Origin of the sequence: Arthrobacter subterraneus, from assembly GCF_900099735.1 — a bacterium.
GTDB classification, from domain to species: Bacteria; Actinomycetota; Actinomycetes; order Actinomycetales; family Micrococcaceae; genus Arthrobacter_D; species Arthrobacter_D subterraneus.
Map to the genome: position 1 here is coordinate 126,625 of NZ_FNDT01000004.1, position 19,251 is coordinate 145,875.

Genomic DNA, 19,251 nt, shown 5'->3' on the forward strand with positions numbered 1-19,251 from the left:
GTCAGCCCTTGGTGACGGCCCTTTCCGCCGTACGGGTGATATTGCGCGCCATCGAGGAGAAGACCACGCCATGGAAGGGCAGGACGCTCAGCCAGTAGAGCCGGCCGGCGAGTCCGCGGGGAAAGAACACCGCGCGCTGGCGGTATTCGCTCGCGCCGCCGTCGGGCACTACCGACAGCTCCAGCCACGCGCGCCCCGGAAGCTTCATTTCGGCCCGCAGCCGCAGCTTTTCACCGCGCACCAGTTCTTCCACGCGCCAGAAGTCGAGCGCCTCGCCCGCCATCAGGTCCGAGGAATGCCGGCGCCCGCGACGCAGGCCCACCCCGCCCGCCAGCTTGTCCAGCCACCCGCGGGCCGCCCAGGCCACCGGCCAGGAATACCAGCCGTTCTCCCCGCCGATGCCCTCGATCACTTTCCAGACTTCGGGCGCCGGTGCGCTTGAGCGGAAGATGCGCTCGTCCTTGTAGACAGTGTGTCCGGCCCACTGCGGGTCGGAGGGCAGCGGGTCCGCGACCGCTTCCCGCAGGGAAGCCCCGGCCCAGCTCGTTTCGACCTCACCGGCACTCATCTTGTTGAGGGCGAGGTCGACGGCGGCGCGGTAGTCGGTCAGGCCGCCCTCCGGCTGTGGCAGGTAGTCATGGATATCCGATTCGGCGGTGACGGCGTCGTGCTGGAGGGATTCGATCAGCGGCATGGCCATGGCGCGCGGGATGGGAGTCACCAGGTTTACCCAGTGTCCGGCCAGGCGCGGGGTGAGGACCGGCAGGGCAAGGACGGTCCGCCGGGGCAGGCCTGCGGCTTCCGCGTAGCGCTTCATCATGTCCGCATAGGTCAGGACGTCACCCGAACCGATGTCGAAGGTGCGGTTGAGCCCCTCGGGGAGGTTCAGGGCGCCGAGCAGGTAGGAGATCACGTCCCGGACGGCGATGGGTTCGATGCGGTTCAGCACCCACTTTGGTGCCGGCATGACGGGGAGGACATCAGCCAGATGCCGGATCATCTCGAACGAGGCGGAGCCGGAACCGATCACAACGCCGGCCTGGAACGCGACGGTGGGCACTCCGGAGGCCAGCAGCGCCTCCCCGACCGCCACGCGGGAGCGCATGTGGGTGGACAGCCTGACTCCCTCCGGGTGGAGGCCTCCGAGGTAGACGATGCGCTTCACCCCGGCGCGGGCCGCGGCGCCGGCAACCGTCTCGACAATCCCGGCCTCGCGCTCCTCGAAGCCGCGCCCTGATCCCATCGAATGGACCAGGTAGTAGAGCGTGGAGACGCCCTCGCAGGCGCGGTCCATGGTGTCGGCGTCCTGGAGGTCGCCCTCGATCACCTCGACCTGTGCCGCCCACGGAACGTCACGCAGCTTCTGCGGAGACCGCACCACCACGCGCACACGGCGGCCGTCCTCCACGAGCCGGGAGACAAGGCGGCCGCCGATGTAACCGGTGGCACCCGTGACGAGGACAAGATCATCTTTCAGCATGGGGCAACAGTAGCGGCACATGCTGGACGCCCGATGGGAGCGATGAAAAGAAAGGCTCCTGACCGGCGTTGATGCAGGTCAGGAGCCTATTTGCTCCCCCGACTGGACTTGAACCAGTAACCCTTCGATTAACAGTCGAATGCTCTGCCAATTGAGCTACGGGGGAAAGCAGCGAGATCAACTTTACATAGGAAAAGCGGTGAAGTGAAATTGATCGGCAGCTAGTCGGAGCGCAGCGCGCGGCGTTCCATTTCGAGCTGCATCAGCTCCCGGTTCAGCTGCTGGAACAGGGACGGATCAGCCGACGGGTCCAGGCGTTGAAGGGCGCCCAGCTTCTCGGCCTTGAGCCGGGTGATACGCAGTTCGGAGAGCCCGTTGAGGATGTCGCGGCAATACATTGCCAGCGCATCCGCGTCCTTTGCGGGCAACGGGGTCACCGCCAGTTCGCTGACGAAGCCCCGCAGCATCTCGGGGACCTCCTGACGCACCCGTTCCACCCAGTTCGACGCCGCCCCCGGCCCGTCAGTGCCGCCCGCTCCGGCTGCCCGGACGGCATCATGCAGGGCGGCATACGCAGGCACCGAGAAACGTGAATCGGCGAACCGTTCCCACTGGCTCTGATCCAGCAGCTGCGGGTACTGCAGGACCACCTCGAGCGCCTCCCGCTCCATCCGTGCCACCGGATCACGCGGGTCGGGACGGCTGAACTGCGGTGACTCGACAGCGGTTCCGTCCTGTTGCCGTCCGTTCTGCTGCCGCCCGTCCTGTTGCCTGCCGTCCTGCTGCCTGCCGTCCTGCTGTCTGCCGAATTCCCCGGGACGACGGCGGTTGTCCGCCGGGGCGCCCTGCCCGCCCCGTGCTTCCTGCGCCGGCTGCGCTGCCCGCTTGGCCGCTGACGCCACGGCTTGCGCCACCTGGTCCTCGCCCACAAACTGCATGCCGAGCCACCGGGACAGTTCCCGGGTGTAGACGGACCTGAGCGACACATCCCGGATGTTTGCGACAATCGGCGCCGCATGACGAAGAGCTTTCATCTGGCCCTCTCCGGTGGAGAGGTCAAACTGGTCGAAGGAAGCCTTGATGGCGAACTCGAACAGCGGGCGCCGTGTGCTGATGAGATCCTGGACGGCCTGGTCTCCCGCGGTCTGCCGGAGCTCGCACGGGTCTGCACCGCCGACGCCGACCGCCACGTAGGTCTGGGCGTTGAACCGCTGGTCTTCCTCGAAGGCCCGCAGTGCGGCCTTCTGCCCTGCCGCATCGCCGTCGAAGGTGAAAATGACTTCTCCCCCGGTGCCGTCGTCGGACAGCAGCCGGCGCGCAATCTTGATGTGATCCGCACCGAAGGCGGTACCGCAGGTCGCGACGGCGGTGCCCACACCGGCCAGATGGCAGGCCATGACGTCGGTGTAGCCCTCCACCACCACGAGCTGCCGGCTCTTGGCGATCTCCCGCTTGGCGAGGTCGATGCCGTACAGCACCTGTGACTTCTTGTAGAGCGTGGTTTCCGGGGTGTTGAGGTATTTGGGACCCTGGTCATCCTCGTACAGCTTGCGCGCGCCGAATCCCACCGTGTCTCCGGTGATGTCCCGGATGGGCCACATGAGGCGTCCGCGGAAACGGTCATAGAACCGGCCGGCGTTGGTGGACGAGGTGCTGAACATCCCGGTCAGTTTCAGCTCATCCAGGGTGAAGCCGCGGCTGGTCAGGTGTTTGAGCAGGCCGTCCCACCCCTGCGGCGCGTAACCTACCCCGAAGTGCTCGGCTGCCGCGCGGTCAAAGCCGCGCTCCTGGAGGAAAGCGCGCGCCGTGGCGGCTTCCTGGGTCAGCAGCTGGTCCCGGTAGAACTCAGCGGCGATCTTGTGCGCATCCAGCAGCCGCTGCCGCCTGCCGGTGTCCTCCCGGCGCGGTCCGGTGCCGCCGTCCTCGTAGCGCAACTCGAACCCGATGCGTGCCGCGAGCTTCTCCACGGTCTCCGCGAAGGAGGTGTGGTCCATCTTCTGGACAAAGGAGATGACGTCGCCGCCCTCACCGCAGCCGAAGCAGTGGTAGGACCCCATCTGGGGGCGCACATGGAACGACGGCGAGCGCTCGTCGTGGAACGGACACAGCCCCTTCCAGGAGCCCACTCCTGCGGATTTGAGGGTGACGTAGCCGTCGACGACTTCCTTGATGTCGGTGCGCTGGCGAACCTCATCGATGTCTTCGCGCTTGATGAGTCCGGCCATGCTCTCCAGTCTAGGCGTGCGGGGTTCCGGCTCACGCCGTGGGTTGAATGCCTGTGGGCAATTCCTACCAGAGCGCGGGAACGGGCCCGACAACCCTCTCGTGCAGGGCAAGCGCTGAAGCATCCGTAAGGGATGCGACCTGGTCGATGACCACGCGGAGGCGGGCGTCGTCGTCGTCGGCTTCGCGCCAGTCAGAGGCGAACATGGGCTCGAGGTAGCGGTCCCCGGACGCGGCCATCTGCTGCACCAGCGAGGTGAGGACCTCGCGTTGCCGCTCATAGACGGGCTGGCGGTGGACGCTGGTCATGACGTAGGTGGTGGCCAGGCCCTTCATGACGGCGATCTCCGTGACGGTGTCCTCGGGAACCACCATTTCGGCCGCGTACCGGGTGAGCGGGTCGGTGCCGTAGATGCCCCGGGTGGTTTCCAGCGCGCTCAGGCAGAAACGCCCGATGAGCTGGCTGGTCATGTTCTTCAGGGCTGCCATGGCCCTGCGGCTGCCGTCAGCCTCGCGCACCCAGACGTCCGTCGCTTCAAGCCGCGCCAGGGCGGCGTCGACGGCGGCGGGATCCGAGTGTGGCAGGTACCACTGCTGGGTGTACCCGACCACCCGTGCGCGCTGGTCCGGATTGTCCATCCACTTGAGCTGGAAGTGACCGGCGACAATGGCGTCCTCGACGTCGTGGACCGAGTAGGAGATGTCATCGGCGAGGTCCATCACCTGGGCCTCAAGGCAGGACCTGCCGGCGGGCGCCCCCTGCCGGAGCCACGTGAAGACCGGGAGATCATCCTCGTAGGCGCCGAACTTGGACGTTCGGTGCCCATGGATGACCGGCGCGTCCGAAGCGGTCCAGGGGTACTTGCAGGCGGCGTCGAGGCTGGCGCGGGTCAGGTTCAGCCCTGCGGGCTCGCCGTCCGCACGGATGACCTTCGGCTCCAGCCGGGTCAGGAGCCGGAGGGTCTGGGCGTTGCCCTCGAACCCGCCGATGGAGTGCGCCAGGTCATTCAGCGTGGCCTCCCCGTTGTGGCCGAACGGCGGATGGCCGAGGTCATGGGACAGGCAGGCGGCGTCGACGATATCGGGATCGCAGCCAAGGGACCGGCCGAGTTCGCGTCCCACCTGAGCCACTTCGAGGCTGTGCGTCAGCCGGGTCCGGACAAAGTCATCAGTGTCCGGTGCGACAACCTGGGTCTTCGCCCCCAGCCTTCGCAGGGCCGAAGAGTGAAGCACTCGGGCGCGGTCCCGCTCGAAGTGGGTGCGGTGGAGGCTTTTGGGCGGCTCGTCCACCCAGCGCTGCATGTCCGCGTCCGTGTAGCCCGGCGTGACCGGCGACTGGTTGGCCGCGGCGGAATCCCGCATGTACTCCCCTGTCCTATCCACCGGATACGTCGACTTCCGCTGCGGCGATGTCCGCCTGCTGGTCGGCGTTGAGCTGGCGTGCCTCGAGCCACCGTTCCGGCAGCGCGGTGCGTTTCGGTGAGCCCGCCCGCCCGCGTGGGCCCTCGGCGTCGGCTCCCGGGTACGGCGAGGTGCGGTCCAGTTGGTCCAGCAGGCCGCGCAGCACCTCAAGGGTGGGAACCGTGGCGAGCGCGGCGCGCAGGTCGCCGCCCACCACGTAACCCTTGAAGTACCAGGCCATGTGCTTGCGGATGTCGCGCAGCGCCATCATCTCGTTGCCGAACGTGTCGACCAGCAGTTCCGCATGCCGGTAGACGGTGTCGGCGACCTGGCCGAGGCCCGGCCGGTGCCGTTCGTCGCTGCCCTCGAAGGCGTTCATCAGGTCTCCGAACAGCCACGGCCGGCCCTGGCACCCGCGGCCGATGACGACGCCGTCGACGCCGGTCTCGCGCACCATCGAGATGGCGTCTTCCGCACTCCAGATATCGCCGTTGCCCAGCACGGGGATGTCCGGGAGGGACTCACGCAACTCCGCGATCGCATTCCAGTCGGCCTTGCCGGAGTAGAACTGGGACGCGGTGCGTCCATGCAGCGCGACGGCGGCCACACCGGCGTCGCGCGCTATCTTTCCGGCCTCACGGAAGGTCAGGTGATCTTCGTCGATACCCTTGCGCATCTTGATGGTCAGCGGGATGTTTCCGCGGGAGGCTTCCCGGACCGCCGTCTGCACGATGGAGGTGAAGAGGTCGATCTTCCACGGCAGCGCCGCTCCCCCGCCCTTCCGTGTGACCTTCGGAACGGGGCAGCCGAAGTTGAGGTCGATGTGGTCGGCGCGGTCTTCCTCCACGAGGATGCGGACCGCGGCACCGACGGTCCTGGGGTCCACACCGTACAGCTGGACGGAACGCACCAATTCATCCTCGTCATGGGAGATGATGCGCAGGGACTCCGGGTTGCGCTCAACCAGGGCGCGGGACGTCACCATCTCGGAGACGTACAGCCCGCCCCCGTACTCGCGGCAGAGCCGCCGGAATGCCGTGTTGGTGATGCCGGCCATGGGAGCAAGAACCACCGGGGTGTTCACGGTGATGCCGCCCAGGCGCAGGGGCGGCAGGTCAAGCCGCGTGGCGGTAGTTGTCGGTGCAGTGCTCACCCGTCCATTGTCGCAAGACGGGGCAAATCGGGGGCGGGTGCGGTTCAGCGCTCCCTCTGTCCGCGCAGCTCCCTGCGGCTGGGCAGCGGATCGGCCGGAACACCGCCGGCGTGCGTGTGGACCGATTCCTCGGCTGCCAGCACGGCGGGAGTGGGTTCATCCGCTGCGTGGCCCGCAGGAGGGTGGTGCACCGCCCTGGCGCCCACGGCCTTGACCACTAGAACGGCGATCAGCGTGGTGACGGGGATGGCGAGCACCAGCCCGATCGACCCGACCAGCGTGCGCACCACCTCCTCGACAAGTTCGCCGCTGGTCAGGGTGCTCACCAGTGAACTGTCCTGCAGGGATACCAGGATCAGCAGGGGCAGGGCAGCGCCGGCGTAGGCGAAGGCAATGGTGTAGACGGTTGAGGCGATGTGGTCGCGGCCGATCCGCATGGCCCCCGCGAACAGGCGGCGCGTGGAGGTCCCCGGCGCCAGTTCGTACAGTTCCCACACGGCCGATGACTGCGTGATGGTCACGTCGTTCAGCACGCCGAGCCCGGAGATGATCAGCCCGCAGAGGATGATTCCGGACAGTGAGACTTCCGGTGCGGCGTTGATCAGTGCGCTGGAGCTGTCGCTGCCGACGCCGGTGAGGTTTGCCGTGTCGGTTGCCCACGCTGCGAGCAGCGCCGTGATCGCCAGCCCGAAGATTGTGCCCAGCAGAGCCGTCGAGGTCCGGGCGGAGAAGCCGTGAGCGAAATACAGCACTCCGAACATGATCACCACCGAGCCCACGAGGCCCACCAGCAGCGGTGGTTTTCCCTCCACCAGTCCGGGCAGCATGAACTGCGCCAGCACGATCAGCGCACCGACCAGCCCGATGATGGCCCGCAGCCCGCGCCAGCGGGCCACGGATACGACGACGACGGCGTACAGCACCGCGAGCGCCGCCACCGGGAGGGTGCGGACGAAGTCCACGAAGATATAGGGCGCGCCGGCCCCGCTGATCACCCCGTCCAGGTTGAGGTAGCGGATTGAATCACCCGCCTCCACCTGCCCGGAGCGGGCAATCTCCGGATTGAGCTCAACCGGCACGAGTGAGCCGCCGGCGTCGGGCTGGGTGTGGGCCACCAGGCACTGCTGGGCCTCGCCGCCCGCGTCCACCGTCGGCTGGGAGGACGGGCAGTCCTCCAGGACCACCCGCTGGACCGTTCCCACGTCCATGGACGTGCCCGGTGCCGTTGCGAGCGGGTCTGCTACCTGGATGCCGGAAGCGTCGCTGCCGGGCCACAGCAGGATCATTCCGAGAAGCGTGATGACGCCGAGCGGAACGAGGATCGCGGACAGGAGGAAATTTGCGCGTCTGCGCGTTCCCATCAGCGCGGCCTTCTGCTCCGAACTGGGAGGAGAAGCGGCCCCGTCCGACGGATGGATATGGCTGTGGCCCACAACTCGCCCTTCAGTGTTGTTGTACCGGTGGCAGGATGGAAACCTTCCCTCCGCCTGCGTAGTCCCCTGAGGATTCTACGCAGGGGGACGGACGGCTCCGGGGAAGCGGCGGGTCGCGGGCCGGGGTGCTGGTGAGAGACGGAGGATGCATGGCGAAGGAACGGTTCAGCGAGGCCGACGAAAAGACGGCCGGCGCGATGGTGCATGCGCCGGAGGTGATGATCCGGCCGGCGTCGGCTGCTGTGCGCGGGGTTGCGCTGGTACTCCATGGCGGGCGCGCCAACAGCTTTGAGCCCGTGCGGTCACGCCATCTGAGCCCGGCGCGGATGATCCCCTTCGCGCGGCTGCTCTCCGTGTGGGGTTCTCCTGCCGGCCTTGAGACCTGGAACCTGCGGAACCGGGTGCGCGGCTGGAACGGCGAGGAGATGTCGCCGCTGCATGACGCGCGGTGGGCGCTGGAGCGGATCCATGACCGGCATCCGGACGTTCCCGTCTACCTGTTGGGCCATTCGATGGGCGGGCTGACTGCTCTGTGTACTGCCGACGATCCGCAGGTGCGCGCCGTCGTCGCCCTCGCTCCATGGGTGGACAGCACTACCCCCGTGCAGCAGGTTGCGGGTCGCCGGGTGCTCATTGTGCACGGTGACCGTGACCGCTGGACCTCCCCGAGACAGTCCCAGCGGTACGCGCAGCGGATCCAGCACATCGCCGACGACGTACGCTACGTGACCATGACCGGTGCGGGGCACTTCATGCTCAGCAAGCTCCCCCTCTGGCATGAGCTCAGTGCGTCCTACCTGCTCGACAGTTTCGCCCGTGACACCGGCGCCCCGGTGAATCCGCGGCACCTGCGCCGCGCCGCCGATGTGCTGGCGCAGCCTTCACCGCTCGGAGGGACGCTGTGACGGGCTTCCCGCTGCCCGCGTTCCCGCTGCCCGCGTTTCTAGCGGGCTTCGGACTGTCGGTGGTGGCCGTCGTCGTACTGCTGGCGGTTGTGTTTGCCGTGGCGGTGGCGCAGAAGCGACACTCCGTGATCGATACGGCCTGGGGGCTCGGCTTCGTGGTGGTTGCGGCGGTGACCTTCCTCGCGTCAGCGAACGACGGCGACGACGGCCGCCGCTGGCTCATGCTCACCCTCACTGCCGCCTGGGGCCTCAGGCTGGCCGTCCACATCGGCTGGCGTGCACGCGACGGCAAGGAGGACCCCCGCTACGAGGACATGCTCGGCGACGCGCCCGGTTCCCGCAACGTGTACGCGATCCGGAGGGTTTACCTGCCCCAGGGTGCCGTGATGCTCTTCGTATCACTCCCCGTCCAGGTGGCCATGTATGCGCAGGGTGCGGTGGGCTGGCTGGGGTGGCTGGGCGCGGCGGTATGGCTGGTGGGCTTCGCGTTCGAAACGATCGGCGACGCCCAACTCACCGCGTTCAAGAGGAATCCGGCCAACCGCGGAACCGTCCTGGACACCGGGCTCTGGCGGTACACCCGGCACCCCAATTATTTCGGGGACGCGGTGGTGTGGACCGGGCTGTTCCTCGTGGCTGCGGATTCGTGGCCGGGCGTGCTGACAATCCTCTCGCCGGCGCTGATGTACTGGGCGCTGGCCAACAAGACCGGCAAGCCGCTGACCGAGGAGCGCATGGGGGCGCGGCCCGGATACCGGGAGTATGTCGCGAATACCAGCGGCTTCTTCCCGCTGCCCCCCAAACCGGGCCGCGGCGCCTGAGTTTTGCGGGGTCAGTCGCTGACGACCCGCGTTTCGGCGACCACCCTGGCGGACCCGGCGGCGATCAGGGGCTCCAGCACCTCGACCAAAGCGGCCATGGAGTCATCCACCTCGACCTGCACGGGGTACTGGTACACGAGCATCGCCAGCAGGGAGGCCACGGCGGCGGACTGTTCACTGGCCCGCAGTGCGGTGTCGTAGCCGATCAGCACGTCGGCCGGTGCGTCCGTGCGGCTCTGCGTATAGCTCAGCGCAAACGCGGCGATTGTCCCGCCGTCCGCCTTCGGCCTGTCCCGCAGCACCACGGCCCCGCCCGCGCCGGCGGTGTCGCCGAGCAGGAACTGCTGCGCCTGCCCGAGCGTCATGTCCGCGGGGTCCCAGGCGTGGACCGCGTTGTACCACCCGGTCACCGCCGTGGTGAGTTCAACGGAACCTGTGGCAGCCTCATCAAGCTGCGGGCCGGCGTCGTCCGCGAAGTTCGGTACAGCGAGCGCGCCGGGAGCCACCTCGATAATCCGGGAGCGCTGGATCTCGCGGAAGCCGGCGGCCTCCGCGAAGGCGGCTCCGGTGGTGCCCGGTACTACCTTTGCCCGCAGCGTGGACACGCCCGACGGCGACTGGCCGGCTTCGTGCCGCAGCATGCCGAGGAGCGTGGCACCGATCCCGGCGCGGCGGTGGTCGCCGGCGACCTCCACGTAAGCCCAGAGCCGCTGGTTGTGCAGCTTCGGTTCGAAGACGTAGCCCGCGGCGACGGGCACGGCGACCCCGCCAACTGCGTCCTCCGCCACGATGCAGCGGAGCCACGGTGAATCCGAGGACGGCCGGAAGAGCCCGCGCGACTGTTCAGCCTGAGGGGTTTCCGGGCCTCCCCACACCTGCAGGAGTTCGAGGTCGTCACCCTCACGCCAGGGCCGGTACCGGACCGCCACTTAGGCGCCCACCAGACGCTGTGCGAGGTAGCCCTCGACCTTGTCGAGGGAGACGCGTTCCTGTGCCATGCTGTCCCGCTCCCGGATGGTCACTGCCTGGTCCTCGAGGGTGTCGAAGTCCACGGTGATGCAGAAGGGTGTGCCGATCTCGTCCTGGCGGCGGTAGCGGCGGCCAATGGCTCCGGCGTCGTCGAAGTCGATGTTCCAGTTCCTGCGCAGCTGCGCGCCGAGGTCCTTCGCCTTGGGTGAGAGGTCCTCGTTGCGGCTGAGCGGAAGCACCGCGGCCTTCACCGGGGCGAGCCGCGGATCGAGCTTGAGTACGGTGCGCTTGTCCACGCCGCCCTTTGCGTTGGGGGCCTCATCTTCGGCGTAGGAGTCCACGAGGAACGCCATGAAGGAACGGGTCAGGCCCGCGGCAGGCTCAATGACGTACGGGGTGTACCGCTCATTGGTGGCCTGGTTGAAGTAGCTCAGTTCCGTGCCCGAGTGCTTCGAGTGGGTGGAGAGGTCAAAGTCGGTGCGGTTGGCGATGCCCTCCAGTTCGCCCCACTCCGAACCGGAGAAGCCGAAGCGGTATTCGATGTCCGTGGTGCCCTTGGAGTAGTGGCTCAGCTTCTCCTGCGGGTGGACGAAGAGGCGCAGGTTGTCCGGGTTGATGCCGAGGCCGGTGTACCAGTCGAAGCGCTCCTTGATCCAGTACTCATGCCATTCGTCGTCGGTTCCGGGCTCAACGAAGAACTCCATCTCCATCTGCTCGAATTCGCGGGTGCGGAAGATGAAGTTTCCGGGCGTGATCTCGTTGCGGAAACTCTTGCCGATCTGGCCGATGCCGAACGGCGGCTTCTTGCGGGAGGTGGTGAGCACGTTGTTGAAGTTCACGAAGATGCCCTGCGCCGTTTCCGGGCGCAGGTAGTGCAGGCCCTCCTCGTTGGCCACCGGCCCGAGGAAGGTCTTGAGGAGGCCGGAGAACTCCTGCGGCTCGGTCCACTCCCCGCGGGTTCCGCAGTTGGCGCAGGCGATGTCCTTCAGCCCGTTTTCCGGTGCGCGGCCCTTCTTTTCCTCGTACTCTTCCTCGAGGTGGTCCGCGCGGTAGCGCTTGTGGCAGGACAGGCATTCCACCAGCGGGTCGGAGAACACCTCGACGTGGCCCGATGCTTCCCAGACCTGACGGGGCAGAATCACCGAGGAATCAAGGCCGACGACGTCCTCCCGCCCGCGGACCATCGACTGCCACCACTGGCGCTTGATGTTTTCCTTCAGCTCGGCGCCGAGGGGCCCATAGTCCCAGGCCGACCGGGATCCGCCGTAGATTTCACCGGCCTGGAAGACGAAGCCGCGCCGCTTGGCGAGGGAGATGATTGGGTCCAGGGCGGAAACCTGCTTGGCCACGATAATGCCATCCTCTGCATGTTTGGACAGGCCGCTGGGTGCGGTCGTCGATGTGCCGCCGGGCGCGCCTGAGCCTACGAGGGCTGGCGCGGGGCCGGACGGGCGAAGCTACCACCCTAGCCTACCGAAACGGCGACGGCGGCGAGCCCGTCCGGACGCGCAGTTCCTGCCTTTGGCGGCAGGGATGGAACATCTGGGGCTAAGGTCAACCTTGCGGGTCCGGCAGCGTAGCCGACCCGCGGTTCTACGATCGAGAGGAACAGCATGGCAGGGAATGTGGTTGTTGGAGTCGATGGAAGCGACACCGCGTATAAGGCCGCGTCACGGGCCGCGACTCTTGCCGGGCAGCTCGGAGCCGAGCTGGTGGTACTGAGCGCGCACATCACGGGCAACACGGAAATCGTCAAGATCGGAAGCGAGACCTGGATCCTTGACGATGCTGAGCGGGCGCTGGAGCTTGCCGAAGATGTTGCGGCCAAGCTGCGGGTGGACCACCCCACGGTGACGGTCCGTCCCGCCGCCGGACGGGGCAAGCCGCAGGATGTCCTGATGGAGGAGGCCGAGCGGACGGGTGCGGAACTCCTGGTGGTCGGCAACGTGGGCGTCAAGGGGCTGGGGCGCGTTCTGGGCAGCGTTGCCTGGAGCGTGGTCCATAACGCACCGTGTGACGTGCTGGTGGTGAAGACCGCCTCATGAAGCCAGCCTGCTGAAGCCCGCGTCCTGGCTCCGGGCATGGAGGCAGGACGCGGGCTTCATGCACTGCAGGGTGTGGCTCCGCTACCGCCGCCTGAGGATTCCGCGGAGGATTCCGCCCACGCCGCCTGATCCGCCACGGCTGACTCCGCCGCGTCCGGTACCCATTCCGCCGGTCCGCGGTGTGCGTCCCGTGGTTCCGCCTGACCTGCCTGTGAAGCGGCCCGCGGCACCCCTGATGGCGTTGCTCAGTCCCATGAGAATCTCCTTAGTCCGGAACGGCCTGCCCACTTGGGACTCCGAACCTTACCCCCCTTCGCGTGGGTTTTCTACCGTTTGCTACTGACTGGTAGCGGCCCCTTGACGGGCCCGGAGAACTGTCCATACATTGAGCAAACCCCCTGTGGCGTGATCCGCGTCACAGGGGGTTCCAGTGCCTGCAACCGCAGGCGCGCCTTTGCGACAGAAGGAACAACGGTGATCCCTCACGCTCTACCTCAGCGCGCCCATTTTGGGCGAGCATCACTCGCATTTCTCGGTGGACTGGCACTCGTTGCCACCGGCGGCCTGGCGGCAACTGCCGGACCGACGTACTCCAACAGCAGCAACAACACCTCTGAAAAGTTGCGTACCGCCGTCTCGGTTGACCGCGTGGCCGCCCACCTCGACGCGCTGGACACCATCGCGCTGGCACACGGCGGGACGAGGGTGTCCGGCACCCAGGGTTACAACGACTCAGTGGACTACGTCGTCGGGAAACTGCAGGCCGCCGGGTACAAACCCGTGGTGCAGCCGTTCACGTTTCCGTTCTTCCAGGAGTTGAGTCCCTCGGTTCTGGCGCAGACCAGCCCCGAGCCGCAGGTGTACCCGGCCGGATCCTTCGCAACGATGACCTATTCGGGGGCTGGGGACGCGACCGGGCCAATCATCACGGTCGACACCACCGGCGCCGTCGGTTCCACCGGTACCAGCGGTTGTGAGGCGGCGGATTTCGCCGGTTTCACTCCCGGATCGATAGCACTGATGCAGCGCGGCAGCTGCTCCTTTGCGCAGAAGGCCAGCAACGCTGAAGCAGCCGGGGCCACTGCCGCTGTCATTTTCAACACCGGGCTGCCGGGCAGCACGGGACCGATCGCGGGCACGCTGAGCGCTCCGGGCATCGGGATTCCCATGCTGGGCGCAAGCTACGAGGTAGGCACCGGCCTGATGGGCGACAACGTCACCGGGCACGTCACCACGGACACCATCTCCGAAAACCGTGAGACCTTCAACGTGCTCGCGGAGACCGCGACCGGCAACGCCGACAATGTGGTGATGGTGGGCGCCCACCTCGACAGCGTCGTCGCCGGCCCCGGCATCAACGACAACGGAACCGGCAGTGCGGCCATCCTTGCCGTCGCCGAGGCAATGCGGAAAGTTGAGACCGTCAACAAGGTCCGCTTCGCCTGGTGGGGTGCGGAAGAGCATGGGCTCCTCGGCGCCCACCACTACGTCAATGACCTTGCGGCGTCGGGAGAACTGGCCAGGGTGGGCCTTTACCTGAACTTCGACATGATCGGTTCAGCGAACTTCGGCCGCTTTGTGTACGACGGCGATAATTCCGCTTTCCCGGTGGGCCCCGGCGCGGCTGCCGGCCCAGCTGGTTCCGGCCAGATCGAGCAGGATTTCCACAACTACTTCGCGGCGGAGGGCCTGCCCTCGGGCGAGACAGCCTTCAGCGGGCGGAGCGACTACGGACCGTTCATTGCCCGGGGAATCCCGGCCGGCGGTCTGTTCACGGGCGCCGAGGGAATCAAGACCGAGGAGCAGGCCAATTTGTTCGGCGGGGTTGCGGGGCAGCCCTATGATTCCTGCTACCACGCGGCCTGTGACGACACCGGCAACGTCAGCGTCGAGTCGCTGGACCAGATGAGCGACGCGATCGCGCACCTGACGCTGACCTACGCGATGAATACCTCAGCGGTGAACGGCGTCGGCGGCAATGAGAAGGGCAACTTCAAGCAGGGTGGCCCCTATGAGGGCAATCCTCTCGGCGGCGGCACGGAAAGCGGCGGCGGACTCCATCCGGAGCACGACCACGACGCCGAACTGGCAGACCACTAACAGTCCGGAATGACAGGCGGGACGGGACCACCACTGCGGTCCCGTCCCGTCCTGCTGTTGCTGGAGCCCAATGGAGTCAGGAGCGCCGCTGCAGGCCCCGGTTCCACGGCAGCGTGGTGAGAATGATTGCCCCCAGGGCCAGAATGGGCCCCGCCACCGTGGCGAAGACGACGACGGTACCCGGCGTGGGAATCACAAGGTCCAGTGCGAGTGAACCCAGCAGCTGGCCTGCGATCATTCCGAGGCCGGTGAGCAGCACGCCGAGGGATCGCACCAGGAGGGCGCCGATACCGATGTAAATGCACCCCATCGGTCCGCCCAGGTAGTACCACCATTGTTCCGGCAGTGGTTCGGGCGGGCCGGCTACCAGCAGCTTCACGAGCCAGGCCAGGAGCAGCACGGAAGATCCGGCAATGAAGTGCATCAGCGTCGCCGTGATGGGGGTGCCGTAGTGCACTGCGGCTGTCCCGTTCATGGCCTGCTGGAAGCTCACCAGAATGCCCGCAGTGATGGGGAGCAGGAGCGGGAGGATGAGCGCCGCCGTCGTACCTGTTCCTTCGAGCCGCGGTGAGACTGCCCAGACCACAGCGGCCACGGTGAGCAGGACGCCGATGACACGCATGGGAGTGATTACACGCCTGCCTCCCGGCCCGATGCCTGCGCGGTCCACCGCAAGTCCGCTGAGCGTCTGGCCCATCACCGCAGCAACGGTGAACAGCGCCACTCCGAGCAGCGAGATGGTGAGCGCCTGGGAAAAGACGAACAGTGCGCCGATGGTTCCGGCAGCAAGGTAGATGCGTGGGAAGCGCCGCTCGCGGACTGCAGGGACCAGTTGCGCCAGGCCGGCACGTCCCCGTGGGAAGAGGAGTGAAATCAGGATCATCAGCACCAGTCCGGTGCCGAAGCTGATCAACGCGGCCGCCAGTCCGTCTCCGAGTGTCTGGCCGAGCGCACCGTTGATCCTGCTCTGGAGCGGGATGGCCACTCCGGAGACCACCGCCAGCGGGAGACCGATTACGGCAGGAAGGTGGCGGGCGTGGGGCACCCGTTAACCCTAGGGCACCGATCTGTGCGATCAGCCCGTTCCCGGCAGGCATGATGTAACTATGAGCAACAACACTGAAGTGGCGATCCGCGATTCGATGATCCGGCTGGGGCAGCTGGTCAAGCTGGCGAACCTTGCCGAGGATGGCGTGGAAGCCAAGGAGCTGATCGAGAACGGCCTGGTCAAGGTCAACGGTGAGATCGAGGACCGCCGCGGACGCCAAATCCACCCCGGCGATACGGTGACCGTCAACGGCGTTACCGTGACGGTGACCGCCGGGTAAACCTGGACCCGGAGGGCTATTCCGCCTGCGGGTTGCCCAGCGGCCGTGTCTCGCTCGGGTCCAGCTCGCACACTGCCACGAGAAAGTCCGACGACGGTGTCCAGACGCGCAGATCCCACGTCGCCAGCCGTACGGCCACGGAGAAACCTGCGGCGGCGGCATCGGTGAAGAACTCGTCTGCGGTGTAGCGGCGTTCCGCGCCGAATCCTACGACCAGGCGCCCGTCGGGACGCAGATGGCGGGACAGTCGGTTAAGTACCTGCGGCGCCGTGCCCGGAGCTACGAACGCCAGGACATTGCCGGTGCACACGATCACGTCGAAGGGCTCCGCGATGCCGTGGGCCGGCAGGTCCAGGACGGTCAGGTCATCCACGAGCCACTCGGAGCCGGGGTGTGCTGCGCGGGCGGCGTCCACGAGCTCCGCGTCAGCATCAACCCCGACGACGGCATGTCCACGCCGGGCGAGTTCACCGCCAACGCGGCCCTGCCCGCACCCGGCGTCCAGGATCCGCGCGTTGCGGGGAGCCAGTGCGTCGATGAAGCGTGCTTCGCCGTGCAGGTCTGCGCCCTGCGCCGCCAACCGCTCGAAATGCCGGATGTAGGCGGCAGACCGGCTGGGGTTGCCGCGCTTTTCCGCTTCCCAGAGGGTTTCCTTTGTCACTGGCTCTTTGCTTTCTGGCCGGTTCTCACTGGCCCGTTGTGCCTGGAAGGCGGGTCAGCGGGATAGTGGGGTCCGGCTGACGCCTGGTACGCAGATCTGCAGGAATTCGCGTACGTGTCCGAGTTCCTGGGCGTTGATGCTGTGGTACATCCCCGCGTAGAGCACTTTGGTCAGCTTGGTGTGGCGGTTCAGCCAGGCGTGGGTGAATTCGATGCGATCTGCGGAGATGACGGGGTCTTCCTGGTCGCGGCCCCAGAAGAACGGCACCCGGTTCTTCTCCAGTTCTTCATCCCGGAAGAACTCGTTGCCTTCTGCGGGGACCACAAAGCCGGAAAGACCGACGACGGCGGCATAGTCGTTCGGTCGGGCACGGAGCATGGAGCTTGCCACTGCCATTCCCATGGAGAAGCCGAGCAGGGTCACGCTCGAGTGTCCGTCCTTGATGGAGTCCACCCAGTCGATGATCTCCTGAACAGCGGAAGTAACTTTGTCGATGGAATAGGCGGCGTCCTGCATCAGCGGAAACCAGGTGAATCCCGGCCCCTGTGCGACCGGGGCGCGGACCGACGCGACCGTGAACTCGTCCGGCAGGAAGTCGAGGATCCCCATCAGGTCTTCCTCGTTGGCCATGTGCCCGTGGAGCAGAACCAGGAGCGGGGTGCCCGAACGCTTCTCTTCGGTATTGGACCAGACAACAACGGGGGCAGTCCCGGAGGCAGACGTGGAGGAGCCAACAGGTGCGGAGAAATTCGTCATTGCTCCATAGTGGCATGTTCAGCGCAGCCGCAATCAGAGGCGGCGTGATGGGGGGCGCGACGGGAGGCAGCCGGGAGGCGGCGCGATCGGGGCGGTGCGACGGAAGGCAGCGCGACGGAAGGCAGCGCGACGGGAGGCAGCGCGACGGGAAGCAGCCTGCGCCTTGCTAGCGCGGCCTCAACCAACCCTGTTAGAAGGGTGGTGGTGGTTCGGGGAGGGTGGTGTAGGTTTTCCCGCCGAGTGAGGTGGTGTGTGGGGTGCCGTGTTGGTCTGTGCCGGCGGGCCAGATTCCTTCGGTTTTCATCATGTGGTGGAGTTTGCATTTGGGTCCGAGGTTTCCCAGGGCGGTGTGTCCGCCGTGGGCCCAGGGGGTGAGGTGGTCGATTTCGCAGGTCCAGGACGACCGGTTACACCCCGGATGCATACAGGTGGGGTGGGTGATCCTGACCCAGTCCTGGAGGTGTTTGGGTGGCCGGTACCGGTCCCGGCCGACGCTGAGCACCGCCCCGGTTTCCGGGTGGACCAGGATCCGGGTGAAGCTCGGGGCATGCGCGGCAAGGCTGCGCGCGGTGTCCGGGTCGATCGGACCGTACCCGTCCAGCAACCCGTTCGCACACCCGGACACGTCCTGAACCCCAGGGCCAGCGTCTGCGGCGGCGCCATCGGCGCCGGTTCCTGCAGCGCCTCTGACGTCCGCCGCTTTCCCGCCGTGACGGTTTCCAGGGCGGCCGGCAACGCTAACGGTGCAGACGCCAGCCCCAGCCCGGCCGTCCAGACCGGCTCCGGTGCCGTGTTCTGTGGTGTCGGTGGTGTCTGTGGTGTCGGTGGTGTCCGTGGGGAGGTTTTGCCAGTCGCTTCGCTTATGTCCCAGGAGGGTCATGACGGGGACGGTGACGAACACGCTGGCACCGATCCCGCGGAACCCGGTGCCTTTCTTCGGGTCTCCTTGACAGGTGTGGGTCAGGACATCGGCGAAGACGTCGGCCCGTAACTGGGACAGCGTCCGGGCCTCTTCCGGGCCTTGGAGGGAGCGGGCGGCGGCGTCGACCCGGTTGAAAATCCCGTGCGCCTGCTCCGCCGGCAGGTACGCACCCAGCCATGCCATCCCGTCCTGCTCCGGCTGAACACTCACGCAACGCTCCTGCACCGCCCGCACCCTCCGGGCGGTGATGGTCTCGGGGTGGAGCTCTTCGCGGACCCGCCGGCACCGGCGTGCCAGTTTCGGGCGGGTCAACCCACCGGCCGTTTCCAGGACGGCCTCTTCAAACCTGGGTAGGGCTTCGACGGGGAGGGAACCGGATTCCTCCACCAGGACCTGCGCCTGCACCGGACTGACCCGGCCCTCCTCCAACGCCTTCCACGTCCCCGGCAACTCCTCCGTCAGACGCACCGCGTCACCGAGCATCCTTTGGGCGGTCCGGCCAGGCACCCGCAACAACGGGGCGATCTCCTGCGCCGCCAGCGTGACAATCAGCTGCGGATCGACGGCTCCGTTTCCCGGCTCGCCCCGACGGGTTCCGCCAAGTGAACGAATCTGGTCAAAGACCTCGGCGAGAAGGAACGCTTGCCGGGAGGCGGCCCAGGAGGACAGCCGGTCCACGGCCCGCAGGAGGTTCAGCGCGTCAGTAATGGTTCGCGACTGCCGGGACTCCGGGGACGGAACGTCCTGCAACCGGGCCACCAGTTCGTAGGCCGATGCTGAGTCCATCGCAGCACGGTCACGTTCGTCGGGGCCCCGGCCGTCGTCGAACTCATCATCCCAGTCCAGGCCCAACGCCTGTCCAAGCGGCATCTCCAGCCACGGCCGGTCGGCCTCAGCGTACGCCTGCTCCAGCTCGGCGTCCGAAACCGACCACGGCACCCCCAACCGCTCACCACCACCACCACTACCAGGAGCACGAGCAGCAGCACCAGCACGACCAGCAGCACCGGGATCAGTTTCAAGACCAGCACCGCCGCCCCTCCCAGGACCGGCA

At 67.0% G+C, this 19,251-nt stretch carries 17 protein-coding genes and 1 tRNA gene; 5 read left to right on the forward strand and 13 right to left on the reverse strand.

Annotated elements, in window-relative coordinates; translation table 11 throughout:
• Window position 1: 1 nt before the first annotated feature.
• The 6 genes from BLS52_RS06830 to BLS52_RS06855 all read right to left on the reverse strand — a co-directional run bounded on the left by BLS52_RS06830 (window position 2) and on the right by BLS52_RS06855 (window position 7,618).
• Window positions 2-1,480, reverse strand: a complete 1,479-nt coding sequence (locus BLS52_RS06830) for an SDR family oxidoreductase (RefSeq protein WP_090585379.1) — start codon at window positions 1,478-1,480, stop codon at window positions 2-4.
• A gap of 93 nt (window positions 1,481-1,573) precedes the next feature.
• Window positions 1,574-1,646 (reverse strand) — tRNA-Asn (locus BLS52_RS06835).
• 55 nt (window positions 1,647-1,701) lie between these two features.
• Window positions 1,702-3,705, reverse strand: a complete 2,004-nt coding sequence (dnaG, locus tag BLS52_RS06840; RefSeq protein ID WP_090585382.1) for a DNA primase — start codon at window positions 3,703-3,705, stop codon at window positions 1,702-1,704.
• A gap of 64 nt (window positions 3,706-3,769) precedes the next feature.
• Window positions 3,770-5,065: a deoxyguanosinetriphosphate triphosphohydrolase gene (locus BLS52_RS06845; RefSeq protein WP_026545410.1), complete on the reverse strand. Its 1,296-nt coding sequence runs from the start codon at window positions 5,063-5,065 to the stop codon at window positions 3,770-3,772.
• Between the two features lie 13 nt (window positions 5,066-5,078).
• The gene (gene dusB, locus BLS52_RS06850; RefSeq protein ID WP_090585384.1) at window positions 5,079-6,257 is read right to left on the reverse strand and encodes a tRNA dihydrouridine synthase DusB; all 1,179 of its coding nucleotides are present in this window, start codon (window positions 6,255-6,257) and stop codon (window positions 5,079-5,081) included.
• A gap of 44 nt (window positions 6,258-6,301) precedes the next feature.
• Window positions 6,302-7,618: a YibE/F family protein gene (locus BLS52_RS06855; RefSeq protein WP_084033724.1), complete on the reverse strand. Its 1,317-nt coding sequence runs from the start codon at window positions 7,616-7,618 to the stop codon at window positions 6,302-6,304.
• A gap of 221 nt (window positions 7,619-7,839) precedes the next feature.
• On the opposite strand from BLS52_RS06855, the gene BLS52_RS06860 reads away from it, so the two are divergent.
• Both BLS52_RS06860 and BLS52_RS06865 read left to right on the forward strand, forming a co-directional pair.
• Window positions 7,840-8,595, forward strand: coding sequence for an alpha/beta fold hydrolase (locus tag BLS52_RS06860; protein WP_090585386.1), 756 nt, complete (start codon window positions 7,840-7,842; stop codon window positions 8,593-8,595).
• Window positions 8,592-9,416, forward strand: a complete 825-nt coding sequence (locus BLS52_RS06865; RefSeq protein WP_342707429.1) for a DUF1295 domain-containing protein — start codon at window positions 8,592-8,594, stop codon at window positions 9,414-9,416. The genes BLS52_RS06860 and BLS52_RS06865 overlap by 4 nt, the downstream gene beginning before the upstream one ends.
• Before the next feature lie 11 nt (window positions 9,417-9,427).
• Here the strand turns inward: BLS52_RS06865 and BLS52_RS06870 are convergent, their stop codons facing one another.
• Window positions 9,428-10,345: a GNAT family N-acetyltransferase gene (locus BLS52_RS06870; RefSeq protein WP_090585389.1), complete on the reverse strand. Its 918-nt coding sequence runs from the start codon at window positions 10,343-10,345 to the stop codon at window positions 9,428-9,430.
• Window positions 10,346-11,737, reverse strand: a complete 1,392-nt coding sequence (locus BLS52_RS06875; protein WP_090585391.1) for a glycine--tRNA ligase — start codon at window positions 11,735-11,737, stop codon at window positions 10,346-10,348.
• A gap of 261 nt (window positions 11,738-11,998) precedes the next feature.
• Here BLS52_RS06875 and BLS52_RS06880 point away from each other — a divergent pair, with 261 nt between their 5' ends.
• Window positions 11,999-12,430: a universal stress protein gene (locus BLS52_RS06880; RefSeq protein ID WP_090585393.1), complete on the forward strand. Its 432-nt coding sequence runs from the start codon at window positions 11,999-12,001 to the stop codon at window positions 12,428-12,430.
• Between the two features lie 81 nt (window positions 12,431-12,511).
• Here BLS52_RS06880 and BLS52_RS18460 read toward each other — a convergent pair whose 3' ends face one another.
• Window positions 12,512-12,685: a hypothetical protein gene (locus BLS52_RS18460; protein WP_175460104.1), complete on the reverse strand. Its 174-nt coding sequence runs from the start codon at window positions 12,683-12,685 to the stop codon at window positions 12,512-12,514.
• A 219-nt stretch (window positions 12,686-12,904) separates the two neighbouring features.
• Between BLS52_RS18460 and BLS52_RS06885 the strand changes: the two genes are divergently transcribed.
• Window positions 12,905-14,530: a M28 family peptidase gene (locus tag BLS52_RS06885; protein ID WP_245702735.1), complete on the forward strand. Its 1,626-nt coding sequence runs from the start codon at window positions 12,905-12,907 to the stop codon at window positions 14,528-14,530.
• A 76-nt stretch (window positions 14,531-14,606) separates the two neighbouring features.
• Here the strand turns inward: BLS52_RS06885 and BLS52_RS06890 are convergent, their stop codons facing one another.
• A complete protein-coding gene (locus BLS52_RS06890) occupies window positions 14,607-15,575 on the reverse strand; it encodes a DMT family transporter (protein ID WP_090585395.1) in 969 nt (322 codons plus the stop codon).
• 61 nt (window positions 15,576-15,636) lie between these two features.
• Between BLS52_RS06890 and BLS52_RS06895 the strand changes: the two genes are divergently transcribed.
• Window positions 15,637-15,858, forward strand: a complete 222-nt coding sequence (locus BLS52_RS06895) for an RNA-binding S4 domain-containing protein (protein ID WP_026545401.1) — start codon at window positions 15,637-15,639, stop codon at window positions 15,856-15,858.
• A gap of 16 nt (window positions 15,859-15,874) precedes the next feature.
• Here the strand turns inward: BLS52_RS06895 and BLS52_RS06900 are convergent, their stop codons facing one another.
• The 3 genes from BLS52_RS06900 to BLS52_RS06910 all read right to left on the reverse strand — a co-directional run bounded on the left by BLS52_RS06900 (window position 15,875) and on the right by BLS52_RS06910 (window position 19,136).
• On the reverse strand, window positions 15,875-16,519 hold the full coding sequence (locus BLS52_RS06900; protein WP_035778933.1) for a class I SAM-dependent methyltransferase: 645 nt from the start codon (window positions 16,517-16,519) through the stop codon (window positions 15,875-15,877).
• 54 nt (window positions 16,520-16,573) lie between these two features.
• A complete protein-coding gene (locus BLS52_RS06905) occupies window positions 16,574-17,275 on the reverse strand; it encodes an alpha/beta hydrolase (protein WP_090585398.1) in 702 nt (233 codons plus the stop codon).
• A 190-nt stretch (window positions 17,276-17,465) separates the two neighbouring features.
• Window positions 17,466-19,136: an HNH endonuclease signature motif containing protein gene (locus BLS52_RS06910; protein WP_139186231.1), complete on the reverse strand. Its 1,671-nt coding sequence runs from the start codon at window positions 19,134-19,136 to the stop codon at window positions 17,466-17,468.
• Window positions 19,137-19,251: the final 115 nt, after the last annotated feature.

Coding starts and splice junctions, on each gene's coding strand:
- dnaG (WP_090585382.1), bottom strand. CDS start 3,705: ATGGCCGGACTCATCAAGCGCGAAGACATCGATGAGGTTCGCCAGCGC.
- BLS52_RS18460 (WP_175460104.1), bottom strand. CDS start 12,685: ATGGGACTGAGCAACGCCATCAGGGGTGCCGCGGGCCGCTTCACAGGC.
- BLS52_RS06855 (WP_084033724.1), bottom strand. CDS start 7,618: ATGGGAACGCGCAGACGCGCAAATTTCCTCCTGTCCGCGATCCTCGTT.
- BLS52_RS06895 (WP_026545401.1), top strand. CDS start 15,637: ATGAGCAACAACACTGAAGTGGCGATCCGCGATTCGATGATCCGGCTG.
- BLS52_RS06860 (WP_090585386.1), top strand. CDS start 7,840: ATGGCGAAGGAACGGTTCAGCGAGGCCGACGAAAAGACGGCCGGCGCG.
- BLS52_RS06905 (WP_090585398.1), bottom strand. CDS start 17,275: ATGACGAATTTCTCCGCACCTGTTGGCTCCTCCACGTCTGCCTCCGGG.
- BLS52_RS06845 (WP_026545410.1), bottom strand. CDS start 5,065: ATGCGGGATTCCGCCGCGGCCAACCAGTCGCCGGTCACGCCGGGCTAC.
- BLS52_RS06830 (WP_090585379.1), bottom strand. CDS start 1,480: ATGCTGAAAGATGATCTTGTCCTCGTCACGGGTGCCACCGGTTACATC.
- BLS52_RS06880 (WP_090585393.1), top strand. CDS start 11,999: ATGGCAGGGAATGTGGTTGTTGGAGTCGATGGAAGCGACACCGCGTAT.